This is a genomic window from Streptosporangium sp. NPDC023825, from assembly GCF_040639575.1.
Taxonomy (GTDB): domain Bacteria; phylum Actinomycetota; class Actinomycetes; order Streptosporangiales; family Streptosporangiaceae; genus Streptosporangium.
Genome location: NZ_JBFAAE010000004.1, coordinates 101,130 through 122,573, shown reverse-complemented (window position 1 = coordinate 122,573; position 21,444 = coordinate 101,130). Strand labels below are relative to the sequence as shown.

18 protein-coding genes are annotated in these 21,444 nt (G+C 71.3%); 11 read left to right on the top strand and 7 right to left on the bottom strand.

What is annotated here, in order from left to right; translation table 11 throughout:
• Window positions 1-135: 135 nt before the first annotated feature.
• Together AB0G15_RS05070 and AB0G15_RS05065 are read right to left on the bottom strand one after the other, a co-directional pair.
• Window positions 136-498 (bottom strand): hypothetical protein, encoded by a 363-nt coding sequence (locus AB0G15_RS05070; protein ID WP_362835466.1) that lies wholly within the window; start codon window positions 496-498, stop codon window positions 136-138.
• Between the two features lie 288 nt (window positions 499-786).
• A complete protein-coding gene (locus AB0G15_RS05065) occupies window positions 787-2,142 on the bottom strand; it encodes a hypothetical protein (protein ID WP_362835464.1) in 1,356 nt (451 codons plus the stop codon).
• A gap of 278 nt (window positions 2,143-2,420) precedes the next feature.
• On the opposite strand from AB0G15_RS05065, the gene AB0G15_RS05060 reads away from it, so the two are divergent.
• Together AB0G15_RS05060 and AB0G15_RS05055 are read left to right on the top strand one after the other, a co-directional pair.
• Complete coding sequence (locus AB0G15_RS05060; protein WP_362835462.1) at window positions 2,421-2,798, top strand: hypothetical protein; 378 nt, start codon at window positions 2,421-2,423, stop codon at window positions 2,796-2,798.
• A gap of 39 nt (window positions 2,799-2,837) precedes the next feature.
• Window positions 2,838-4,022: a serine hydrolase domain-containing protein gene (locus AB0G15_RS05055; protein ID WP_362835460.1), complete on the top strand. Its 1,185-nt coding sequence runs from the start codon at window positions 2,838-2,840 to the stop codon at window positions 4,020-4,022.
• A gap of 113 nt (window positions 4,023-4,135) precedes the next feature.
• On the opposite strand, the gene AB0G15_RS05050 is transcribed toward AB0G15_RS05055, so the two are convergent.
• Window positions 4,136-5,284 (bottom strand): cellulose binding domain-containing protein, encoded by a 1,149-nt coding sequence (locus AB0G15_RS05050; RefSeq protein WP_362835458.1) that lies wholly within the window; start codon window positions 5,282-5,284, stop codon window positions 4,136-4,138.
• Between the two features lie 348 nt (window positions 5,285-5,632).
• Window positions 5,633-6,715 carry a LacI family DNA-binding transcriptional regulator gene (locus tag AB0G15_RS05045; RefSeq protein ID WP_362835456.1) on the bottom strand — a complete coding sequence of 361 codons (1,083 nt, stop codon included), beginning with the start codon at window positions 6,713-6,715 and terminating at the stop codon, window positions 5,633-5,635.
• A gap of 132 nt (window positions 6,716-6,847) precedes the next feature.
• Between AB0G15_RS05045 and AB0G15_RS05040 the strand changes: the two genes are divergently transcribed.
• The 4 genes from AB0G15_RS05040 to AB0G15_RS05025 are packed head-to-tail and all read left to right on the top strand — an operon-like array spanning window position 6,848 to window position 11,490.
• On the top strand, window positions 6,848-8,374 hold the full coding sequence (locus AB0G15_RS05040) for an alpha-N-arabinofuranosidase (protein WP_362835454.1): 1,527 nt from the start codon (window positions 6,848-6,850) through the stop codon (window positions 8,372-8,374).
• A 4-nt stretch (window positions 8,375-8,378) separates the two neighbouring features.
• Window positions 8,379-9,719 carry an extracellular solute-binding protein gene (locus tag AB0G15_RS05035; protein WP_362835452.1) on the top strand — a complete coding sequence of 447 codons (1,341 nt, stop codon included), beginning with the start codon at window positions 8,379-8,381 and terminating at the stop codon, window positions 9,717-9,719.
• The gene (locus AB0G15_RS05030) at window positions 9,716-10,657 is read left to right on the top strand and encodes a sugar ABC transporter permease (protein WP_362835450.1); all 942 of its coding nucleotides are present in this window, start codon (window positions 9,716-9,718) and stop codon (window positions 10,655-10,657) included. The genes AB0G15_RS05035 and AB0G15_RS05030 overlap by 4 nt, the downstream gene beginning before the upstream one ends.
• Window positions 10,654-11,490, top strand: a complete 837-nt coding sequence (locus AB0G15_RS05025) for a carbohydrate ABC transporter permease (RefSeq protein WP_362835448.1) — start codon at window positions 10,654-10,656, stop codon at window positions 11,488-11,490. The genes AB0G15_RS05030 and AB0G15_RS05025 overlap by 4 nt, the downstream gene beginning before the upstream one ends.
• Window positions 11,491-11,615: 125 nt before the next feature.
• On the opposite strand, the gene AB0G15_RS05020 is transcribed toward AB0G15_RS05025, so the two are convergent.
• Window positions 11,616-11,870: a Smr/MutS family protein gene (locus AB0G15_RS05020; protein WP_329093428.1), complete on the bottom strand. Its 255-nt coding sequence runs from the start codon at window positions 11,868-11,870 to the stop codon at window positions 11,616-11,618.
• Window positions 11,871-12,346: 476 nt separating this feature from the next.
• Between AB0G15_RS05020 and AB0G15_RS05015 the strand changes: the two genes are divergently transcribed.
• A complete protein-coding gene (locus AB0G15_RS05015; RefSeq protein WP_362835446.1) occupies window positions 12,347-15,655 on the top strand; it encodes a S8 family serine peptidase in 3,309 nt (1,102 codons plus the stop codon).
• 180 nt (window positions 15,656-15,835) lie between these two features.
• Here AB0G15_RS05015 and AB0G15_RS05010 read toward each other — a convergent pair whose 3' ends face one another.
• Entirely contained in the window at window positions 15,836-16,264 is a 429-nt protein-coding gene (locus tag AB0G15_RS05010; protein ID WP_362835444.1) for a CBS domain-containing protein, read from the bottom strand.
• A gap of 94 nt (window positions 16,265-16,358) precedes the next feature.
• Window positions 16,359-17,558, bottom strand: a complete 1,200-nt coding sequence (locus tag AB0G15_RS05005) for a helix-turn-helix domain-containing protein (protein ID WP_362676054.1) — start codon at window positions 17,556-17,558, stop codon at window positions 16,359-16,361.
• Between the two features lie 183 nt (window positions 17,559-17,741).
• Here AB0G15_RS05005 and AB0G15_RS05000 point away from each other — a divergent pair, with 183 nt between their 5' ends.
• From AB0G15_RS05000 to AB0G15_RS04985, 4 genes are read left to right on the top strand one after another with little or no spacing between them, the layout of a single operon-like run.
• Window positions 17,742-18,575, top strand: a complete 834-nt coding sequence (locus AB0G15_RS05000) for an ABC transporter ATP-binding protein (protein WP_362835442.1) — start codon at window positions 17,742-17,744, stop codon at window positions 18,573-18,575.
• Window positions 18,572-19,411, top strand: coding sequence for an ABC transporter ATP-binding protein (locus AB0G15_RS04995; protein ID WP_362835440.1), 840 nt, complete (start codon window positions 18,572-18,574; stop codon window positions 19,409-19,411). The genes AB0G15_RS05000 and AB0G15_RS04995 overlap by 4 nt, the downstream gene beginning before the upstream one ends.
• Window positions 19,408-20,298 (top strand): branched-chain amino acid ABC transporter permease, encoded by an 891-nt coding sequence (locus AB0G15_RS04990; protein WP_362835438.1) that lies wholly within the window; start codon window positions 19,408-19,410, stop codon window positions 20,296-20,298. Before AB0G15_RS04995 ends, AB0G15_RS04990 begins: the two co-directional genes overlap by 4 nt.
• On the top strand, window positions 20,291-21,442 hold the full coding sequence (locus AB0G15_RS04985; RefSeq protein WP_362835436.1) for a branched-chain amino acid ABC transporter permease: 1,152 nt from the start codon (window positions 20,291-20,293) through the stop codon (window positions 21,440-21,442). The genes AB0G15_RS04990 and AB0G15_RS04985 overlap by 8 nt, the downstream gene beginning before the upstream one ends.
• Window positions 21,443-21,444: the final 2 nt, after the last annotated feature.

The following is a 21,444-nucleotide window of genomic DNA, read 5'->3' as shown; positions in this document are numbered from 1 at the left end:
GTTCCGGCGGACGCGCGGGACGGGGCTAGCGCGTGGCCAGGTGGAGACCGTCCTGGTTCCGGCGGACGCGCGGGACGGGGCTAGCGCGTGGCCAGGTGGAGACCGTCCTGGTTCCGGCGGACGCGCGGGACGGGGCTAGCGCGTGGCCAGCAGGCCCTCCAGCAGGCCGAGGACGGCCTGGACCGGAGGGGGCGTGGTGCCGAACTCCGCGTCGGTCCCGCTGACGGAGTCCATCACGCTGACCGAGCTCTGCGGCAGTCCCCAGCGCTCACCGCCGTCGTGACCCACGCCGACCTCGATACCGGCGAAGGTGACGTACTCCCAGTTCTTGAGTTCCCTCCTGAGCGCCTCGTGACCGCGGACGGTGGCCCACTCGGCGACGGCCGCGAGGATGTCGCCGAGCGTGTTCTCGCGCTCCTTCAGGTCTCCGGACTGGAGTTCCTCGATCTGGCGGTCCAGCTCGGCGCGCTGGGCGAGGAGTGCGTTGAGGTCGCTCATAGGGGGCCTTTCAGGGAGGTGAGAAGTATGCGGGTGGGAGCGGCGCGATCTATGGAGAGGTCGTTCACGAGAGGATCGGGCCTCCACCCGGGCAGAACCCCGCCGCGATCCGCGAGCTGCCGGAGGCTTCGCCGATCGCCAGAGAGGACATTGCCGTCATGCGTCACATAATGGTGCCGTACGAGCCCACCTGGCGTCGATCCGTCTTGTGGAATCATCACCGCTCAGAGGCATCCGGCATCGTCGTCTCCCCCATCACCGCCCCGCGGCCGCCCCCGGGCGGACTGGTCAGGGTACGGCGTCGTGAGCTCGGGCGGTGAGCTCGAGATACTCCTCGCGGCCCAGCGTCCGGGCCTCGAAGCCGAGTCCGTGCCGCACGGCGAAGCGGTGCGCGTCCTCCAGCGGCCAGGGGCCGGGCAGGTGGCGGACGGGCCTGCCCTCGCCGTCCACCACGAAGAGCCCGGCCAGCCTCTCGTGGCGGTAGGCCACCAGACCGGCCGCGCGGCCCAGGTCGGGCCCGATCGCCAGGTCGTCGGGAACCATCCGCGCGCCGAACCGGACGCGCAGCGTCCCCCCACGTGTGACGGAGAGGTAGGGCCCCCCGGGCGGCCCGAGCGCGGTGCCGCGCCGGATGCGCCAGGTGTGCCACGCCTGCCGCACGGGCTGCAGAACGACGAGCAGGGGGGCGAAGAAGACCGCCAGCCACTTGGCGTCCAGCAGGTCCAGCAGCATCCTGCCCAGCGCGGACAACCCCCGCCAGGCGAACCAGCCGCCCGCCGTGACGACATAGGCCATCGCGAGCAACCCCGCCGCCCCGGCGCAGACCGCGACGACCTTCTTGGCCCTGGACATCCGGGGGACCTCCAGCCCGGTGAGGCGCGCCCAGCCGGGAGCCCTCCTGCCCAGCGCGGTGCGCACCACCCTCGACGGCTCCACCAGAGCGTCGTGCACGGGAAGTCTCCGCCCGGCCGCGAAGGCGGCCACCTCATGAGCCGGCCACTCGCCGGGAAGGTCGGCGAGCACCAGCCCGTCGGCGTCGAGCAGGGCGAGCCCGGTGAGGGAGCGCGTCTCCTCCTTGCCGGGGACGAGCACCCGACGCCTGTACCGGTAGTGGTACAGGGAGGCGGGCACGAGCCGCAGCGAACGCCCCGCCACCGGATCCGCCGCGACCAGCGTCCGGCCGTCCCAGCTGAGCGTGGTCGCCGGGCAGGGCGTGCCCTCCAGCGCCCCCTCGCACGGCCGGAGCTCGCCGGACACCTCGTCGTACGGCCGGAGCCGGAGCGCCACCTCGTGGGGAGAGTGGTCACCGCGCACCGGCAGCCCCACGTCCGCCGTGTTGCGCCACCCCCGCGCCCGGGTCTCGATGTCGGCGTGCCCCGCCCGCTCCGCGACATGGTGCCGGTACTCGAAGAACAGCCCGGCGTGCACGGCGAACGCCTCCACCAGATGACGGGGCCTGGCCCCCGGGGAGTCGAGCATGCCCCTTCCCCGCGCGTCCAGGACCGCGACCCCGTAGACGACCCCGTTCTCGCGGGGAAGGCGGTACATGACCAGGCGGGCCGCGCGTTCCTCACCGGTGAGCGGCAACCGGATCGGATGGCGCCCCGGCACGTCGACGACGAGACAGTCTTGCTCCACACGCATCTCACACCCGCCCCCGGCGAGCGATCGTGTCGCCCCTATCGCTACCCCCGCCCCACCCCTGGTGATGCCCCCGCTTTCCTCGAATGACGGATAAAGCGCTCATAAAGTTCCACCCCCCAAGATGACGTCGTCTCTCCTGTTGACGATGTTGAAACGTCCGCCCTAATATCGTCTCTGTCAGAGACTAGGTTAGACGTGTCCTGTGGACACGGGGCCTCGCCTCGGGCGTGGTAGTAATGGGACCCACGGAGGAGGCCGGACAGACAAGTTGGTGCGCCATGACCGAGCACTTCCTCGGCGTTCTCGGCGTCGGCGAGGCGCTGGGGGTGAGCCGGCACGCGGTGCACAAGTGGCGCTCCCGCCATCCGCGCGATTCGCGTCACCCCTTCCCCGAACCCGACGTCGAGGTCGACGGAGCCCCCGGCTGGAGGGCCGACCGGCTGGAGGAGATCGCGCGGTGGCGCGACGGCCTGCCGGGCCGCGGCGCGGGCGGAGGCCGTCCTTCCGCCGCACGCCAGGAGTATCTGAGAGCGGCGGCGGCGCGCGGCCTGGACCGGGACGAGGCGGTGCGCGCACTCGTCACGTTCGCCGAGGAGTTCCCCGAGATGACCGAGCCGGAGATCTGCGCCTGGCTCATCGAGAAATGGCGCGGCTAGCACCTCCGGCGACACACCCCAAACGGAAGGCGATGACGCATGCCCGAAATCGGCGGGAACACCGCGCCAGGGTTCGAAGGAGTACGCGAGGCGTTCGCGGCCAACCTGGCCGGCGGGCAGGAGGTGGGCGCCGCGGTCGGCGTCTACCTGCACGGCCGGAAGGTCGTCGACCTGTGGGGCGGGATCGCCGACCCCGCGACCGGTCGCCGCTGGGAGCGCGACACGCTGCAGGTCGTGTTCTCCACCACCAAGGGCGTCACCGCCGCCTGCGCGCACCTGCTGGCCCAGCGGGGCGAGCTGGACCTCGACGCCCCCGTCGCCGACTACTGGCCGGAGTTCGCGGCGAACGGCAAGGAGCGCATCCCGGTCCGCTGGCTGCTCACCCACCAGGCCGGGCTGCCCGCGATCGACCACCCGATCACCCCTGCGGAGGCGATCGCCTGGGAGCCGATGGTGACCGCCCTGGCCGCCCAGCGCCCCCTCTGGGAGCCGGGCACCGCGCACGGCTACCACGCGCACACCTACGGCTGGCTGGTCGGGGAGGTCGTCCGCCGGGTGACCGGCCGCAGCCTCGGCACGTTCCTCGCCGAGGAGATCGCCGCGCCGCTCGGCCTGGACCTGTGGATCGGACTGCCGGAAACCGAGTTGCACCGGGTCAGCCGGATCGTCGCCGCCCCGATCGACCTGGACGCGTTCGCCCGGATCGACCTGGACTCCCTCCCCGAGCCCACGCGCGAGGTGATGCGGGCCTACGCCGACCCCACCTCGCTGACCAGGCGGTCGACGGGCGTCATCACGCCGATGCCGAACCACGACGACCCCGCCGAGCAGGTCGCCGAGATGCCCTCCAGCAACGGCATCTGCACGGCCCGCGCGCTGGCCCGTTTCTACGCCGCGCTCATCGGCGAGGTCGACGGGCACCGCATTCTCACGCCCGGCACCCTGGCGGCGGCGACCGCGGAACAGGCCGGCGGCGTCGACCGCGTCCTGCGGGTGCCGGTCCGGATCGGCACCGGTTTCGGCCTGCCGACCCCCGACGCCTTCTGGTACAGCCCGACCGCCTTCGGGTTTCCCGGCTACGGCGGATCGCTCGGTTTCGCCGACCCGGCGACCGGCCTCGCCTTCGGCTACGTCATGAACCACATCCAGGAGGGCGTGCCCGACGGCAGGGCCGCCGACCTCCTGGCCGCGGTCCACGACGCCGTCAGGGAACAGGCCCGATGAGACGGGTCGTCGTGCGCGACGACCAGGGTGAGCGGCCGGTCTCGGCCGAGCCCGTCCCTGCGGCCCCGGCGGCGCCGCGCCGGCGCCGCCCGGACCACGGTTACGGGACGCGATCAGCCGACGGCGCAGTCCCTTCCGTTGAGGTTGAAGCTCGCGGGGGCGGGCGGGGGGCCGCCGGACGAGGCGACGAACCCGACCTGCACCGTCGAGCCGGGGGAGATGACCCTGTTCCAGTGCTTGCTCGTGCCGACGAGCCGTGAACCGGCCTGGCTCCAGTCCGCCGACCAGCCCGAGACGAGGCGCACGCCCGGCGTCGGGTAGTCGACCGTCAGCGTCCAGTCCTCGAACGCGATCGCGCCGTTGTTGCGCACGGTGATGTTCGCGGTCAGGCCCGAACCCCACGTCGTCGCGCGGTACGACACCGTGCACGACGGCGGCAGCGGGCTCGGCGAGGGGAGACCTTCCCTGGCGAGGACGGACAGCGGGCCGGAGGGCGCGCTGAGGTTGCCGGCCGCGTCCCTGGCGACCACGACGTAGGTGTAGCGCTGCCCGATGACCACGCCGGGTTCTGCGGAGTTCTGGTACGAGGGATAGGTGGTCGTGCCGACCTTGGCGTAACCCGTCGCGGTCTCGCGGTAGACGTCGTACCCCGTCACCGCCACGTTGTCGCTCGACGGCTGCCAGCAGAACGCGATGCCCCGGAAGTCCCACAGGCAGGGCTCGCTCAGACCGGCCGGCGTGGACGGGGGCACGCGGTCACCCGGCTGCGGGGTCGGCGAGGCGGTCGGCGTCATGCCGACCGTCGCGGACACCGTGATCAGGGTGGAGGGCGGGCTGACGTTCCCCGCCGCGTCCCTGGCCACGACGTACATCGTGTACGAGCGGTTCAGCTCGCCCGAGAAGCCGCCGACCGTGCCGGTCGTGGTGGAGGCGAGGACGAAACCGCCGGCGTCCAGGCGGTACAGGTCGTAGCCGACGACCCCCGTGTCGTCCGTCGAGGGGTCCCAGCAGATGGAAGCGTAGCCGGTCGGGGTGGAGGCGGCCGGCACCGGACAGGGCCGCGTCCCCGCGGGACGCGTGGGCGGGGTGGTGTCGTCGCCCGCCCCCGCCGGAATGACCGCGTACGGGGCGCCTCTCGCCGGAGCGGCGGCCAGGGCCGTCTCTCCGGCCGGGCCGATCGCCAGTGCGGCGACAAGTAACGCCAGGGAGAGGAATCCGAGGGTGAGGAGGACCGCCACCAGGGATCGCCTGCCGAGTTGCATGATGCCCCTATCGAACCGCGTCGGCGTGTGACCCCCCGCAGGAATTGTGAATCATCTGCGGCACCCCGTAAAGCCGCGATTTCACCGGCCGGTGAAAGCCCAGGCGGGAGGCGGTGTACGCGTCATCGTGGCCGCGTATGAGCTCTCGGTGTGTCACGGCGGGAACGGGCCGTTGTCGTCCCCGGTGTTCCGCGCCGTTGAATCCGCCCGATCAACATGTCCGGGCCTTTCGGCCGCCGATTCTCGTCGCGGAGGGACGGCCGCAAACAATCGTGCGAATCGGCCGATGCCTTTACAATGTAGACTTATCACCGGATCACGACCGGTCCCCCGGAGGGAACGCGCCGGTCAACGCCCGACGGTGCTCTCCCTGACCATGAGCCGGTAGCCCGCGCCCACCTCCTTCGGGGGGCGGTCGGCGGGGCCGTCGATCCGCTGCTTGAGCAGGTCGACCGCGGTCCGGGCCAGCTGGGCCTTGTCGGGGGCGACCGTGGTCAGGGTCGGAGTGCTGAACCGGCCGTCCTCGATGTCGTCGAGACCGGCCAGCGCGACGTCCTCGGGCACCCGCAGGCCGGCGGAGAGAATGGTCCGCATAGCGCCCAGCGCCAGCAGGTCGTTGAAGCAGAAGACCGCGTCGGGCGGCTCGGCGCGCGCCAGCAGCGCGGCCATCGCCGCCGCCCCCTGGTCCCTGCGGTAGCGCTCGACCGTGGCGACCGTCTCGGGCAGCCCGTGGGCGGCCATCGCCTCGCGGTACCCGGCGAGCCGGAGCGGGGCGGTGCCGCTGGCGGCGTTGTCCTCGGCGCCCAGCGCGGCGACGCGGGTGCGGCCGAGCCCGATCAGATGCTCGGTGACGTCGCGCGCCGCCCGTACGTTGTCGATGGCCACGTGGTCGGCGGGGCCGTCGTGGATCCGCTCGCCCAGCAGCACGAGCGCGGTGGCGTCGGTGCGCGCCGCGAGCTCGTCGGCGCCGATGGCGATGGGGCTGAGGATCACCCCGTCCACCCGGTGGTCGCGGACCCCGTCGAGGATGCGCCGCTCCCGCTCCAGGCTGCCGTCGGTCTGCTCGATGACCACCAGCCACCTCAGCTCGGCCGCGGCGTCGATGACGAACCTGGACAGCTCGGCGAAGTAGGGGGCGTCGAGCTCGGGCAGCGCCAGGGCGATCACGCCGGTGCGTCCCTGGCGCAGGCTCCTGGCCGACAGGTTGGGCCGGTACTCCAGCTGGGAGAGCGCCTCCTCGACCTTGGCCCGTGTCACGGGCGACACGTGGGCGTACCCGTTGACGACGTTGGAGACGGTCTTCACCGACACCCCCGCCAGGCGTGCGATGTCGCGCAGGCTCGCTCCCACCCGCTCCCCCATTCCCGCCGCGGCCTCCGCCGCCCGGCGCCGCGCTCTCCGCAGCCCGGCCCGGCCCGGCCGGCGCTCCACGGAGCGTACGAGATCCGATTGCGACGATCGTAACGCCCCGGTATCGACTTCCGAAGCGACTGTTTACAACGTTGAAACAACGTTGTAGAAACCCCCTACCACGAAATGTCGCGTTAACAGAGAGGTCGTGTCTTGGCGACCACCGCCCGTCTCACCCTGGACCCCGCCTTCCGGATCGGCCCGGTGGAGCCCCGGCTCTTCGGTTCCTTCGTCGAGCACATGGGCCGCTGCGTCTACACCGGCGTCTTCGAGCCCGGCCACCCGCTGGCCGACGCCGACGGCCTGCGCACCGACGTGCTGGAGCTGACCCGCGAGCTCGGGGTGACGCTGGTCCGCTACCCGGGGGGCAACTTCGTCTCCAACTACCGCTGGGAGGACGGCGTCGGCCCGGCCGAGGAGCGGCCGGCGCGGCTGGACCTCGCCTGGCGGAGCCTGGAGGGCAACGGCTTCGGGCTCAACGAGTTCATGGCCTGGGCCGCCAAGGCCGGGGTCGAGCCGATGATGGCGCTCAACCTCGGCACCAGAGGGGTGGCCGAGGCGCTGGAGCTGGTCGAGTACACCAACTACCCCGGCGGCACGCGCCTGTCGGACCTGCGCCGCTCGCACGGCGTCGACAAGCCGCACGACGTGCGGCTGTGGTGCCTGGGCAACGAGCTGGACGGCCCGTGGCAGATGGGTCACAAGACCGCCGCCGAGTACGGCCGGCTCGCCGCCGAGACCGCGCGGGCCCTCAAGCGCTTCGACGGCGGCCTGTCACTGGTGGCCTGCGGCAGCTCCAACAGCGGCATGCCGACGTTCGGCGCCTGGGAGGCCGAGGTGCTGGAGGCGACGTACGAGATGGTCGACTACATCTCGCTGCATGCCTACTACGACCCCTCCGACGGCGACGCCGACTCCTTCCTCGCCAGCGGCGCCGACATGGAGCACATGATCCGCTCGATCACGGCCACCGCCGACCACGTGGGCGCGAAGTTGCGCAGCCAGAAGCGGATCAGGCTCTCCTTCGACGAGTGGAACGTCTGGTACCAGAGCCGCTTCCCCGGCGAGTCGTCGCTGGACTGGCAGGAGCGCCCGCGGCTGATCGAGGACACCTACGACGTGACCGACGCGGTGGTGGTCGGCAGCCTGCTCATCACGCTGCTGCGCAACACCGACCGGGTCGGCGTCGCCTGCCAGGCGCAGCTGGCCAACGTGATCGCCCCGATCAGGACCGAGCCGGGCGGCCCGGCGTGGCGGCAGAGCATCTTCCACCCGTTCGCGCTGACCGCGCGGCACGCCCGCGGCCAGGTGCTGCGGGTGGAGCCGGAGTGCGAGGTGATCCCGACCGCCAAGTACGGGGAGGCGCCCGCGATCTGGGCGACCGCCACGCACGACGAGGCGACCGGCGAGCTGACGCTGTTCGTGGTCAACCGCGACCGGAACGCCCCGTGCGCGCTGGAGCTCGCGCTGCCGGAGGGCCTGCGGCCCGTGGAGCACCTGGAGCTCACCGACGACGACCTGTCGGCGGTCAACTCCGCCGACGCGCCCGACCGTGTCGTCCCCCGGCCGGGCGACGGCCCGCGTATGGAGGGCCGCCGCGCCTTCCTGAACCTCTCACCCGTCTCGTGGAACATCGTCCGCTTCGCTCCCCTTTCCCCCCAGAATTCCCCCCAGGAGTAGGAACATGACCAGTCCTCTGTCCCGCCGCTCGTTCATGGGCCTGACCGGCGCCGCCGGTCTCACCGCCGCGCTGGCCGCCTGCGGCGGCGGCACCAAGATCGGAGCCGGCGCCTCCTCCCCGGCCTCGGCCGCGCCGACCTTCTCCGGCGGGGAGTACTCCGGCCCCAAGGTGACCCTGGACTACTGGAACGGTTTCACCGGCGGCGACGGCCCGCACATGCGGGCCATGCTGGAGGCGTTCAACAAGGAGTACGCCGGCCGCATCGAGGTCCGCAACGTCACCCGGCGCTGGGAGGACCTCTACCCGGCCATGCCGACGGCCATCACCGCGGGCAAGGGCCCGGACGTGGCGGTCATCCACAACGACTGGATCGGCACCTTCGCCACCCGCAAGACGCTGATCCCGCTGGACGACGTGGTCGGCGCGCTGAAGCTCAGCGAGTCCGACTTCATCCCCGCGGTGTGGAACGCCGGGATCTACGAGGGCAAGCGCTACAGCGTCCCGCTGGACGTGCACAGCCTGGCCGACTACTGGAACACCTCCCACCTGGAGAAGATCGACCTCGACGACGCCCCGGCCGACAGGGCCTCCTACGAGGACGCCCTGGGCAGGCTGAAGGAGGCCGGGATCGAGAACCCGTTCTGGATGCCCAGCAAGTGGCCGGCCCACCTGATGTTCATGAGCCTGCTCTGGCAGTTCGGCGGCGAGCTCTACAGCGAGGACGGCGCGAACGCGCTCTGGGGCTCCGAGGCGGGCGCCAAGGCCCTGGGCTGGATGGTCGAGCAGATCGACAAGGGCCTCAGCCCGGCCAAGGTCGCCCAGGACAGCCAGTACGCCGCCTTCAAGAACGACAAGGTCAGCTTCACCTGGGACGGCATCTGGCAGATCAACGACCTGAAGACCAACGCCAGGTCGCTGAAGTGGGGCATGTCCCCGATCCCGAACATCGGCGGCACGGCCGCGGCGTGGGCCTCCTCGCACAACTTCGTGATGACCTCCCAGGCGGGCAAGGACCCGAACAAGGTCCAGGCGGCCAAGTTCTTCATCGACCACATCAGCCGCCAGTCCACCGAGTGGGCCAAGGCCGGGATGATCCCCGCGCGCAACTCCGCCCGCCAGGACCCCGCCATCGCCGACCTGCCGCAGATCAAGATGGCCTCCGACGTGAACATCTTCCGCTTCCTGCCGCCGCTGCCCGGCGTCGGCGACGTGCAGTCCAAGGCGCTGGAGCTCGCGGTGGCCAAGGCCGTGCTGAAGCAGGCGTCCCCGGCCGACGCGCTGAAGGAGGGCGTGGCGTCCGCCGACAAGCTGCTCGCCGCCAACAAGCGGAAGTACGAGAAGTGAGCCTGCTCGCCGAGCAGAAGGGCCGGTCCCCCGCCGCCGGGGACCGGCCCCCCGCCAGCGGGGTCACGCCCAGGATGCGGCCCTGGACGCCGTACGCCTTCCTGGCCCCCTACCTCGCGCTGTTCGCCGTCTTCATGCTGCTGCCGATCGGCTTCGGGTTCTGGACCAGCCTGCACGAGTGGGACATCAACCTCCCGGACAAGCCGTTCGTCGGGCTGGACAACTACACCGAGCTGTTCGACCCGGCCAGCGTGGACGGCTCGCGGTTCTGGACGGCCATGCGGGCCACCGGTATCTTCACCGTCGCGTCGGTGCCGCTGCTCATCGTGCTGCCCCTGCTGGTCGCGCTGCTGATGAACGGCCGCTTCGCGGGGCGCAACGTCTACCGCGCCGTCTACTTCGCGCCGTACGTGCTGGGCGTGGCGGTCGTCGGGTTCGTCTGGCAGTTCCTGCTGGACGGCAACATCGGCCTGGTCAACCACTACCTCGGCCTGAACGTGCAGTGGACCACCGACGTGCCGCCCGCCTGGGTCGCCCTCGTGGGCGTGACGGTCTGGTGGACGCTCGGCCTGAACTCGGTCATCTTCCTCGCCGGGCTCCAGGACATCCCGCGTGAGCTGCACGAGGCCGCGATGGTCGACGGCGCCTCCGCCTGGCACCGGTTCCGGGCGGTGACCCTGCCGGGGCTGCGGCCCGTCACGGTGTTCGTGGTCAACGCCACGATCCTGGCCTCGGCCAACATGTTCGGCCAGTCCTACCTGATCACCCGCGGCGCCCCCGCCGACCAGACGAAGACGGCGATCTACCTCATCGCCGAGACCGGCCTGCGCCAGTTCGACATGGGCACCGCGTCCGCGATGAGCTTCATCCTCGCCGCGTTCCTGATGGCGGCCAGCGCCCTGGTCTTCGGCGCCTTCAGAGACAGGAGCGGGCGATGACCCTCGACACCCGGCGGCTGCGGCGCTCCCTGCTGCACCTCGTCCTGGCGGTGATCGCGGCGCTCTACCTGAGCCCGCTGCTCTACATGTTCTCCACCTCGTTCAAGACCCGCGAGGCGGCCGGGGCCACCGAGCCGCAGTGGATCCCGGACCCGCCCTCGCTGGACGCCTACCGGGAGCTGCTCGGCAGCGCCGACAGCCCGATCATGACCTGGTTCGTCAACAGCCTCGCCGCCGCCACCGGCCACGCGGCCCTGGTCCTGGTGACCGCCGCGCCGGCCGCGTACGCGCTCGCCAGGCTCCGCTTCCGCGGCCGGAACACGATCTTCGCGACGGTCGTGGCGACGCTGTTCGTGCCGCCGGTGGTGCTGCTGATCCCCAACTTCCTCATCGTCAACGAGCTCGCCTGGGTGGACAGCCTGCCGGCGGTGATCGTCCCCGCGGCGGCCGGGGCGTTCGGCGTGTTCTTCCTGCGGCAGTTCTTCGTCACCCTGCCCGGCGAGCTGGAGGAGGCCGCCGAGCTCGACGGCTGCAACCGGTGGCAGATCTTCACCACCATCGCGCTCCCGCTGGCCCGCCCGGCGCTGGTCACGCTGTTCCTGCTGTCGTTCCTGACCAACTGGAACGACTTCCTGTGGCCGATCTTCGTGCTGCTCAGCCCCGAGTCCCTGACCCTGCCGTCGGGCCTGGGCAACTTCCAGAGCGCCAACAGCATCCGCTACGACCTGCTGATGGCCGGGGCGGTGATCGCCAGCCTGCCGGTGATCGTGCTCTATCTCGTCGCCCAGCGCTGGGTCATCGAGGGCATCTCCCGCTCGGGCCTGAAGGGGTGAACGGACCGGCCGGCGGTGGTCTCCCGCCGCCGCCCGGAGCACGAGCCCACTACGACCGGCGCCTCGGGATGTCTTCGAAAGATTTCAACACTTGCCGGGAAACCCGGCCTGGAGCGGTCGCCGGTCTACTTGTAGCGGAAGTAGACGAAGAGGCGGCCGTGGTTCTTGGCGTCCTTGTCGATGCGGTGGTAGAGGGCCTTGATCTCCTTCTGCTCCAGGAAGCGCAGGACCTTCTTCTTCAGCTGGCCCGAGCCCTTCCCGGGGATGATCTCGACCTCGGTGGCCTTCTTCCTGATGGCCTCGTCGATGATGCCCCGCAGCGCCTTGTCGATCTCTCCGCCCTTGTTGTAGAGGGGGTGTAGATCAAGCTTGAGCTTCAACCGAGCCTCCCGCGTGTCAGGTGGGGCCAGTTTACGCGGGGCGGGCCGCCCCGCTCTCCTGGCCAGCCCGCCCTCTCGGCCGCCCCGCCTCCGCGGCGAGCCCCAGCGATCAGGCCCCACCGTCACAGCCGCCCGTGATCTCACATCGCGCCGGTACGGAGAAGTCCCGACGCCGCCGACCTCGGGGAGACCGGAACATCGGCCCAGTCTGCAATCAAATTTGACCAATTCCCATGATTATTGTGTCAATTTAACGATCTAGGCAAACAAATGCCCTCTAGTTAGGCTCCCTGTCATGATCGGCCGCCTTTACCGGGGGGCCGATCGCGTGTCACCCACCGGGGAGGGTCACGGCCTATTCGGTATGCCCTGCCCCGGGCCCGCGGGTGGCCTCCCTTCCTGTGGCGTGGCGGTTCACGCGTGCCTACAGGGAGGTCTCGTTGGCCAGGAAGCCCTACTCACCGAGGATCAGACGCGTGGCGGTGCTCGCCGCCGGCGTCGGGCTCGTCGCGGCGATGGCGCCGCCGGCGAGCGCGGATCCCACCCCCACCCCCACGCCGTCCGCCAAATGGACGGCGACCCCCCTGACCGGGGGTGAGCCGGTCCAGGGCGCGAAGTCCCCCACCGGCAAACTCGCCCGGAGTGACGAGGGGCTGCTGAAGTCGACCTCGGGCGCCACGGTCAACGTGATGGTCAAGCTCGACTACGACTCCTTCGCCGCCTACCAGGGCGGTCTCGACGGACTTCCCGCGACGAGCCCGGCGAAGACCGGAAAGGCTCTTGACGTCAAGAGCGGCGACGCGCAGAAGTACCAGCGGCACATCGAGGACGTCGAGAACACCTTCCTCGCCGAGCTGGCCAGGAACGTGCCAAACGCCAAGGCGGGCCAGAAGCTGCGGACCGTCTACGGCGGCATCGCGCTGCGCGTCCCCGCGAACAAGGCGGCCGCGCTGCTGAAACTGCCCGGTGTCGCCGCCGTCCAGGAGGACAAGCCCGAGCAGTTGCTGACCGACTCCAGCCCCGCGTTCATCGGAGCGCCGACGATCTACAACAAGCTGGGCGGCAGCTCCTCGTCGGGCAAGGGCGTCATCGTCGGCATCCTGGACTCCGGCGCCTGGCCCGAGCACCCCCAGTTCGCCGACCCCGGCACGCTGCCCGCCGTACCGGCGACCAGGGACGGCACGCCGCGCGTCTGCGACTTCGGCGACAACCCGCTCACCCCGGCGGCCGACCCGTTCGTCTGCAACCGGAAGGTCATCGGCGGCGCCCCGTTCCTGGAGACCTACAACGCGAACGTCGGCGGCGAGACCTTCCCGGACAGCGCCCGCGACTCCAACGGCCACGGCACCCACACCGCGACGACCTCGGCGGGCGGCCCGGTGGCCGACGCGAACCCGCTCGGCATCAGCCGGGGCCCGATCCACGGCATCGCCCCGGCGGCGCACGTGTCGGTCTACAAGGTCTGCGGCGTCGCGGGCTGCTATCCCTCCGACTCCGCCCAGGCGGTCGGCCGGGCCATCCTCGACGGCGTCCGCGTGATCAACTTCTCGATCTCCGGCGGCACCTCCCCCTACAGCGACCCGGTGGAGCTCGCCTTCCTCGACGCGTACTCGGCGGGCGTGCTCGTCTCGGCCTCGGCGGGCAACGCCGGTCCCGGCGCGGCGACCGTCAACCACGTCAGCCCGTGGGTGACCACGGTGGCGGCCTCCACGCAGACCAGGACCTTCCAGTCGACGGTCACGCTGTCCGGCTCCGGCGGCGCGACGGCCACGGTGAAGGGTGCCTCCATCACCCCGGGCATCGCCTCCCCGCTGCCGGTGGTGCGGGCCTCGGCGCCGCCGTACTCCAACCCGCTCTGCACCGCGCCCGCGCCCCCGGGCCTGTTCACCGGGAAGATCGTCGTCTGTGAGCGCGGTCCCGACCGGGTCCTGAAGGGCTTCAACGTCCGGCAGGGCGGCGCGGCCGGAATGATCCTGTACAACGCCACCCCGCTCGACGTGATGACGGACAACCACTGGATCCCCTCCGTCCACATCGACAAGCCGGAGGGGGACGCCCTGCTGGCGTTCCTGTCGGCCAACCCCGGCGCGACGGCCTCGTTCACCCAGGGCACCAAGGCCACCTGGCAGGGCGACGCGATCACCACGTTCTCCTCGCGCGGCCCCGGCGGCGACTTCCTCAAGCCGGACGTCACCGCCCCCGGCCTGCACATCCTGGCCGGTCAGACACCGCTGCTCGAGGGTCCGGCCGGTGGCCCGCAGGGCAACCTCTACCAGGCCATCTCGGGCACCTCGATGTCGTCGCCGCACGTCGCGGGCTCCGCGGCCCTGCTGTTCGCGCTGAACCCGGCCTGGACGCCGGGCCAGGTTAAGTCCGCGCTGGAGACGACGGCCAAGACCTCGGTCACCAAGCAGGACCGCGTCACCCCGGCCGACCCGTTCGACACCGGCGGCGGGCGCATCGACCTGACCAAGGCCGGCGACCCCGGCCTGACCCTGGACGAGACGGGCGAGAACTTCACCGCCTCGGCCGACGACCCGCTGAACCGCATCGACCTGAACCTGCCGTCGGTGAACGCCCCGATCATGCCGGGTCTCATCACCGCCAAGCGGACGTTCACCAACGTCACGAACAAGACGCTCACCTTCACCGCCACGGGCACGACCGTGAGCGGCGCGAACATCACGGTGCTGCCGCCGCTGTTCAGCGTGAAGGCGGGCAAGAGCGTCAAGCTCAGCGTGGTGATCACCGCGCCGGACCTGCCTGAGGGCCAGTACTTCGGCCAGGTGAACCTCAAGCAGGTCGGCGGCTCGCGCAACCTGCACCTGCCGGTCGCGTTCGTCCGCAAGGAGGGCGCCATCCCGGTGGACCAGACCTGCGCACCGGCCACCATCCCGCGCGACACCGGCGAGTCCACCTGCACCGTCACCGTGCAGAACGACACCCTGGAGAACGCCGAGGTCACGGCGGTCAGCACGCTCGACGGCAGGCTGCGCCTGAACTCGGTGACCGGCGCCACCAAGGTCGGCTCCCAGATCGCGACGACGAAGACCACCCTCGCCGCCAGGCAGCCGGACAGGCCGGGCATCGCCCCGGGCACCGGTCCTGCCCCGTACCTGCCGCTCGACGCCTTCGGCATCGCGCCGACGCCGATCGGCGACGAGCAGGCGATCAACTTCACCGTGCCCCCGTTCCAGTACGCGGGCAACACCTACACCAGGCTCGGCATCGTCTCCAACGGCTACGCGGTCGCCGGGGGGACCTCCGGTTCGGCCGACATCGCGTTGCAGCCGCAGACCCTGCCCGACCCCGCGCGCCCGAACAACGTGCTCGCCCCCTACTGGACCGACCTGGACGGCACCGGCACGCCGGGCGTCTACGCCGGCACGCTGACCGACGGCGTGAGCGACTGGCTCGTCATCGAGTGGCGGGTCAACCTCTACGGCACGAGCGACCTCAAGGTCTTCCAGCAGTGGATCGGCCTGAACGGGACCGAGGACATCACCTACACCTACGACCCGGACAACCTGCCCGGCGATCCTCCGGCGGGCTACGGCCTGACCGTGGGCGCCGAGAACGCCGACGGCACCGCGGGCGGCCAGATCAGCGGCCCGCCGGCCGAGGACCTCCGGGTGTCCAGCACGCCCGGCGCCCCGGGAGGCAGCCTGAGCTACACGATGAAGATCAAGGGCGTCAGCCCCGGGGTCGGCACGGTGACCACGGGCACGTCGACGCCGCAGGTCAAGGGCCTGACGATCGAGGTGGACAGGATAACCGTGCAATAAGGGGAAACGTGATGGGCCCGGCGCGGCGCGCCGGGCCCATCCGTGCTCACGGCCTCGAACCCACCCGGACCCGTGAACCCGGGCCCGCCCGGACTCGCGGGCCCGGACCCACCCGGACTCGCGAACCCGGACCCGTCCGAGCTCACGACCTCGGGCCCGTCCGGGCTCGCGGGCCCGGGCTCAGCGGTGGAGATAGTCGACCAGGTGGGCCTTCTCGGTCTCCAGCGCCTCGATGGAACTCTTGACCACGTCGCCGATGCTCACGATCCCGGCCAGCCGGCCGGCGCTCACGACCGGCACGTGCCGGATGCGATGCGTGGTCATGGTCTGGCGGAGATCGTCGACGTCGGCGTCCGGCGGGCAGGTGCGAACCTCGGTCGTCATGATCGACGACACCGGCTCGTCCAGCACGCGGGCGCCGCGGTCGTGCAGCCGCCGCACGACGTCGCGCTCGGAGACGATGCCCGCGATGGACGAGCCGTCCTCGGACACCACCACGGCACCGATGTTCTTCTCGGCCAGAACGGCCAGCAGCGCGGCGACCGTCGCGTCCGGGCGGACGGTCTCCACCTCCGCTCCCTTGCCTTGCAGAATCGTACCGATCAGCATTGACACCACCTCGGTTCAGCCTGGCGCGGGTATCCCATTCCTTTGCCCCTTTGCGCCACACGCTAAGCGCTGAAATGGGCAAAGTGTGTGACTGTCAGGTAACGGGCAGCAGCCGTACCGCGTCAAGGGCCAGCGTGAGTTCCACGATGTCGAGCGGGCGCGCGAGCGACCGGCCGGTGAGCTGTTCGATGCGGCGGATGCGGTTGAAGACCGTGTTGCGGTGGCAGTACAGCTGCCCCGCGGCGCGCATGGCCGAGCCCTCGCACCGCAGCCACGCCTCCAGGGTGCCGAGGAGCACCTCCCGGTCGGCCTGGTCGAGGGCGAGGATGGGCCGCAGCACAGCGCCGCTGAGGTGACCGGCGAGCTCGGGCTGGCTGACCACCAGCGCGGCGGGCAGCCTGTCCTCCAGCCTGGCGATCTCCGGGCCCTCGCCCACGCAGGTCCGCAGGGCCAGCTCGGCGAGCCGCCTGGCGCGGCCCAGTTCCGCCAGTCCCTCGACGACCGGGCTGATGCCCGCGCACCCGGTGATGTGCGGGCGGAGCTCCTCGGCCAGGTCGTCCATGTTCGCGTCGCGCAGCAGCACGACGGACACCTCGTAATCAGGGCGCATCCGCCACAGCAGGCGCATCACGCCCAGGGCGGTCGGCCGGGGGGCGTCGTCCCCGTGGTCGTGGCGGCCGGGCAGCCGGGTGATGACGACGGCGTACCGGCCCAGTTCCGGCAGGTCGAGCCCGGCGGCGGCGCTGCGGACGAGGGCGGCGTCGACCCGGTCCTCCAGGAGCGCGTCGAGCAGGGCCTGGACCCTCTCGGCTGTGCGGCCGAACATCTCGGCCTCCCGTCTTCGGTAGGCCTCGGCGGCGGCGATCGCCTGCCTGTCGATGGCGTGCCACACCTTCGTGGCGCTGCGGAGCAGGACCGGCAGGCTGTCTGATTCCTCTTCGGCGACCACGTCGATGAGGCCGTCCCACATCACCTGCGCGGAGAGCCGGTAGCTGCGCAGCAGGGAGTCCATGGGCAGTCCCTGCTCGGCCCTGCGCCGGGCGGTCTTCTCCGCCTGCGGCAGGTCACACCGTTCGGAGCGGGGCAGCAGGATGGCGCCGATGCCGTCCCTCATCGCCTCGTAGACGCTCTGCCAGTGGTCGTCGGTGGGGACCATCCGCCGGTACGCCTCGTCGGTGTCGCGGATCTTGGCGACGAGTTCGTCGGTGAGCTCGGGAAGCCTCAGCAGCAGCCGGCGGGCGGCCAGGCGCATGATCCTGCGTACTTCTTCGTCCGTAACCGGGCGGGTCCCCATCTGGGGATCGTGACAGCAAGGCACCTAGCCGAACAAGGTTCTGTTCTGTTTCGTGATCCGGGGTTGTGCCCGCGCACAACCGGTACCCGTCCCGCATGGGCGCCCGCCCCGACTTCACCCCGCCCTCTGGACGCCGGTGAAGCGCCTCGGTTGGGTGCGTTCATCGGCTGTCAGGAGGCACACATGGACGTGCACGACCCTCGCCCGCCCGGAGATTCCGGGCTGGTCGTCAGGGATCTGGCGGTGAGTTACGGCCCGGTCCTGGCCCTGCGGGGTGTCTCGCTGGACGTCCCGCGCGGTTCGGTCGTCGCGGTGCTCGGCGGCAACGGCGCGGGGAAGTCGACCCTGCTGCGCGCCGTGTCGGGCACCCTCAGGTTCCACCGGGGCGGGATCACCGCGGGCGAGGTCGGGTTCGGCGGTACGCGGCTGTCCGGTGCCGCCACCTCGGCCGTGGTGGCGAGGGGCGTCGTCCAGGTGCCCGAGGGGCGCAGGGTCTTCGCGCGGATGACGGTGGAGGAGAACCTGCGGGCCGGGGCCCTCGGCGCGCCCGACCGGCGCTCGGCGGCCGAGGCGAGGGAGAGCGTGCTCGCGCTCTTCCCCGTGCTCGCCGAGCGCGCCGGACAGCGCGCGGGCCTGCTGTCCGGCGGCGAGCAGCAGATGCTGGCCATCGGCCGGGCGCTGATGGCCAGGCCGAGGATGCTGTTGCTGGACGAGCCCACCCTCGGTCTCGCTCCGATGATGGCCGCCAGGATCGCCGACACCGTTCGCGAGATCAACGCGCGGGGCACCACGGTGCTCCTGGTGGAGCAGAACGCCGCCATGGCCCTGTCCCTGGCCTCGCACGCCTACGTGCTGGAGGTCGGCGAGGTGGTGCTGTCGGGACCGGCCGCCGAGCTCGCCGCGAGCGACGAGGTGCGCCGCCGTTACCTGGGCGTCGAGGACCCGGTCCCGGTCGTCCCCGGATCCGCGGAAAAGGCCGCGGCCGCCCGCCCGGCACTGGCGAGGTGGTCCGCGTGAGTGACACATACCAACCGGACGGTACGGATACTTCCATTCCCCGGCTCGACGTGCGTGACGTGACCGTGCGCTTCGCCGGGCTCACCGCGCTGGACGCGGTCGGTTTCAGCGTCGAGCCCGGCAGCGTCCACGCGGTGATCGGGCCCAACGGGGCGGGCAAGTCGACCTGCTTCAACGTCCTGTCGGGCGTCTACCGGGCCACCTCGGGCAGCGTGCGGTTCGGCGACGCGGAACTGACCTCCCTGGCCCCGCACCGCATCGCCGCTCTGGGAGTGGCGCGCACCTTCCAGAACATCGCCCTGTCGCCGCGCCTGTCGGTGCGGGACAACCTGATGCTCGGCCGCCACCGGCTGACCCGCGCCGGGTTCGTCTCGGCCGGGCTGCGGCTGCCGTCGGCCCGGCGCGAGGCGGCAGCGCACGGCGAGCGGGTGACCGAGATCGCGGCGTTCGTCGGGCTCTCCGAACGGCTGGCCACGCCTGTCGGGCTGCTGCCGTACGGCGTGCAGAAGCGCGTGGAGCTGGCGCGGGCGCTGTGCATGGAGCCCCGGCTGCTGCTGCTGGACGAGCCGGTCGCCGGCATGAACGGCGGCGAGCGCCGCGACATGGCCGAGCTGATCGTCGCGGTGCGGGAGAGCCTCGGCATCTCGATCCTGCTGGTCGAGCACGACATGGGGATCGTCATGCGGCTCGCCGACGCGGTGACGGTCCTGGACTTCGGCAGGCGCATCGCGGACGGGTCCCCCGGCGAGGTGCAGAACGACCCCGAGGTGGTCCGCGCCTACCTGGGCGCGGCGGCGGAGAGCACCCCGGCCAAGGACGAGGAGGTCGCTTCGTGATCACTTTTCTCGAACTCCTGGTGAACGGGATCTCCGTCGGAGCCGTGTACGCGCTGATCGCCCTGGGCTTCGTCATCATCTTCAAGGCGACCGAGGTGGTGAACTTCGCGCACGCCTCGCTGCTGCTGGTCGGCGGCTTCATCGTGGCCAAGATGCACCCGTCGGTCGGCTTCTGGACCGCCCTGCTGCTGGGCGTCGCCGGGGCGGCCGTCGTGGGCGCCCTGATCGAGTTCCTGATCATCCGCAGGGCGAACGTCGCCTCGCACAGCGTGCTGGCGATCGTGACGATCGGCGTCGACATCGTGCTGACGACCGAGCTGACCAGGCAGATCGGTACCGACGTGCTCGCACTGGGCGATCCGTGGCATGACCGGGTGCTGCATCTGGGAGCCGTCAGCGTCGCCCAGACCCGGGTGGTCGCGTTCGCCGTCGCGGCGGCCCTGATCGCCGCGTTCCTGCTGGCGTTCAAGTACACGAACTGGGGCATCGCCATGCGCGCCACCGCGGAGGACGCGGAGACCGCCGCGCTGATGGGCGTGCGGCGCGGGCGGGTCTCGATGGGGGCCTGGGCGGTCGCCGGGGCGCTCGCCGCCGTCGCCGCGCTCTTCCTGTGCGTCTTCCCCACCCCGGGGCTGGACCGCAGCACCACGTTCGCGGCGATGAAGGCGTTCCCCGCGGCGATCCTCGGCGGCCTCGACTCCACCACGGGGGCGCTGGCCGGGGGGCTGATCATCGGCGTCACCGAGGCCATGATGAGCGGCTACCAGAACGACCTGGCCTTCCTCGGCCGGGGCATCGGCGACGTCGCCCCGTTCCTCGTGATGATCATTGTCCTGCTCATCCGCCCCGCGGGGCTGTTCGGGACGAGGGAGCTGGCACGTGTCTAAGAAGGTCATCCTCTCCTGCGTCGTGCTGGTCGCGGCGGCGATCGCCGTGCCGTTCTACCTGGAGGGCTTCTGGCTGCAGGCCGGGCTCTTCGCGATGTCGGCGGCGATCGGGGCGATCGGCATCAATCTGCTGACCGGCGCCACCGGCCAGCTGTCCATGGGCCACGCGTTCTTCCTGGCGGTCGGCGCGTACGCCTACGTCTACTTCGGCTCCGAGCCGGAGGGCGGCGCGCACGCCCTCGGCGGCCTGGGCCTGCCCACGCCCGTCGCGGCGCTGCTCGCGGTGCTCACGGCGGGTGTCGCGGGCGGGGTGTTCAGCCCCATCGCGGGTCGCCTGAAGGGCGCCTACCTCGGTATCGCCACCCTCGCGCTGATCTTCGTCGGCCAGCACGTGCTGTTCAACGCCGAACCCGTGACGGGCGGGTACAACGGGCGGACGGTGCCGCCGATGGAACTGTTCGGGTTCGCGTTCGCCGACACCCCCGAGCTGGTGGTGGCGCAGGTGCCGTTCGGGTCGCTGGAGCGGCTCTGGTTCCTGGGGCTGGTCCTGCTGACCGGCGCGGCGCTGTTCGCCCGCGGGGTGCTGCGCGGCCGTCCCGGGCGGGCCATGAACACCATCCGCGACCACGAGATCGCGGCCGGGGTGATGGGCGTGCCGGTGGCCCGCTACCGCGCCGGGGTGTTCGTGCTGTCGTCGATGTACGGCGGACTGGCCGGGGTCCTGATCGCGCTGGTCTTCCAGCGCACCGTGCCCGACTACTTCGGCCTGCTGCTCTCCCTCGACTACCTCGCGATGATCATCATCGGCGGGCTCGGCTCCGTCGCCGGCGCGGTGATCGGCGCGATCTTCATCTCGATGCTCCCCCAGCTGCTCAGCCGCTACAGCGACGCCCTGCCGCTGGTGGCGGAGCCGGGCTCGGGCGGGGTGTCGCCCGCCGAGGCGGCCCGCATCCTGTACGGCGCCGCCGTCGTCGCCGTCGTCCTCTTCCTGCCCGGCGGGCTGCTCGGCCTCGCCGGGCGCCTGCGCCTGGCCGTCGACCGGCGGCTCACCTCCGCTCCTCCCGCTCCCGCGACCTCCGCGACCTCCGCGACCTCCGCGACGACGAAGACCCCGCTGTCCCCCTCCCCCGACACAAGGAACTGATG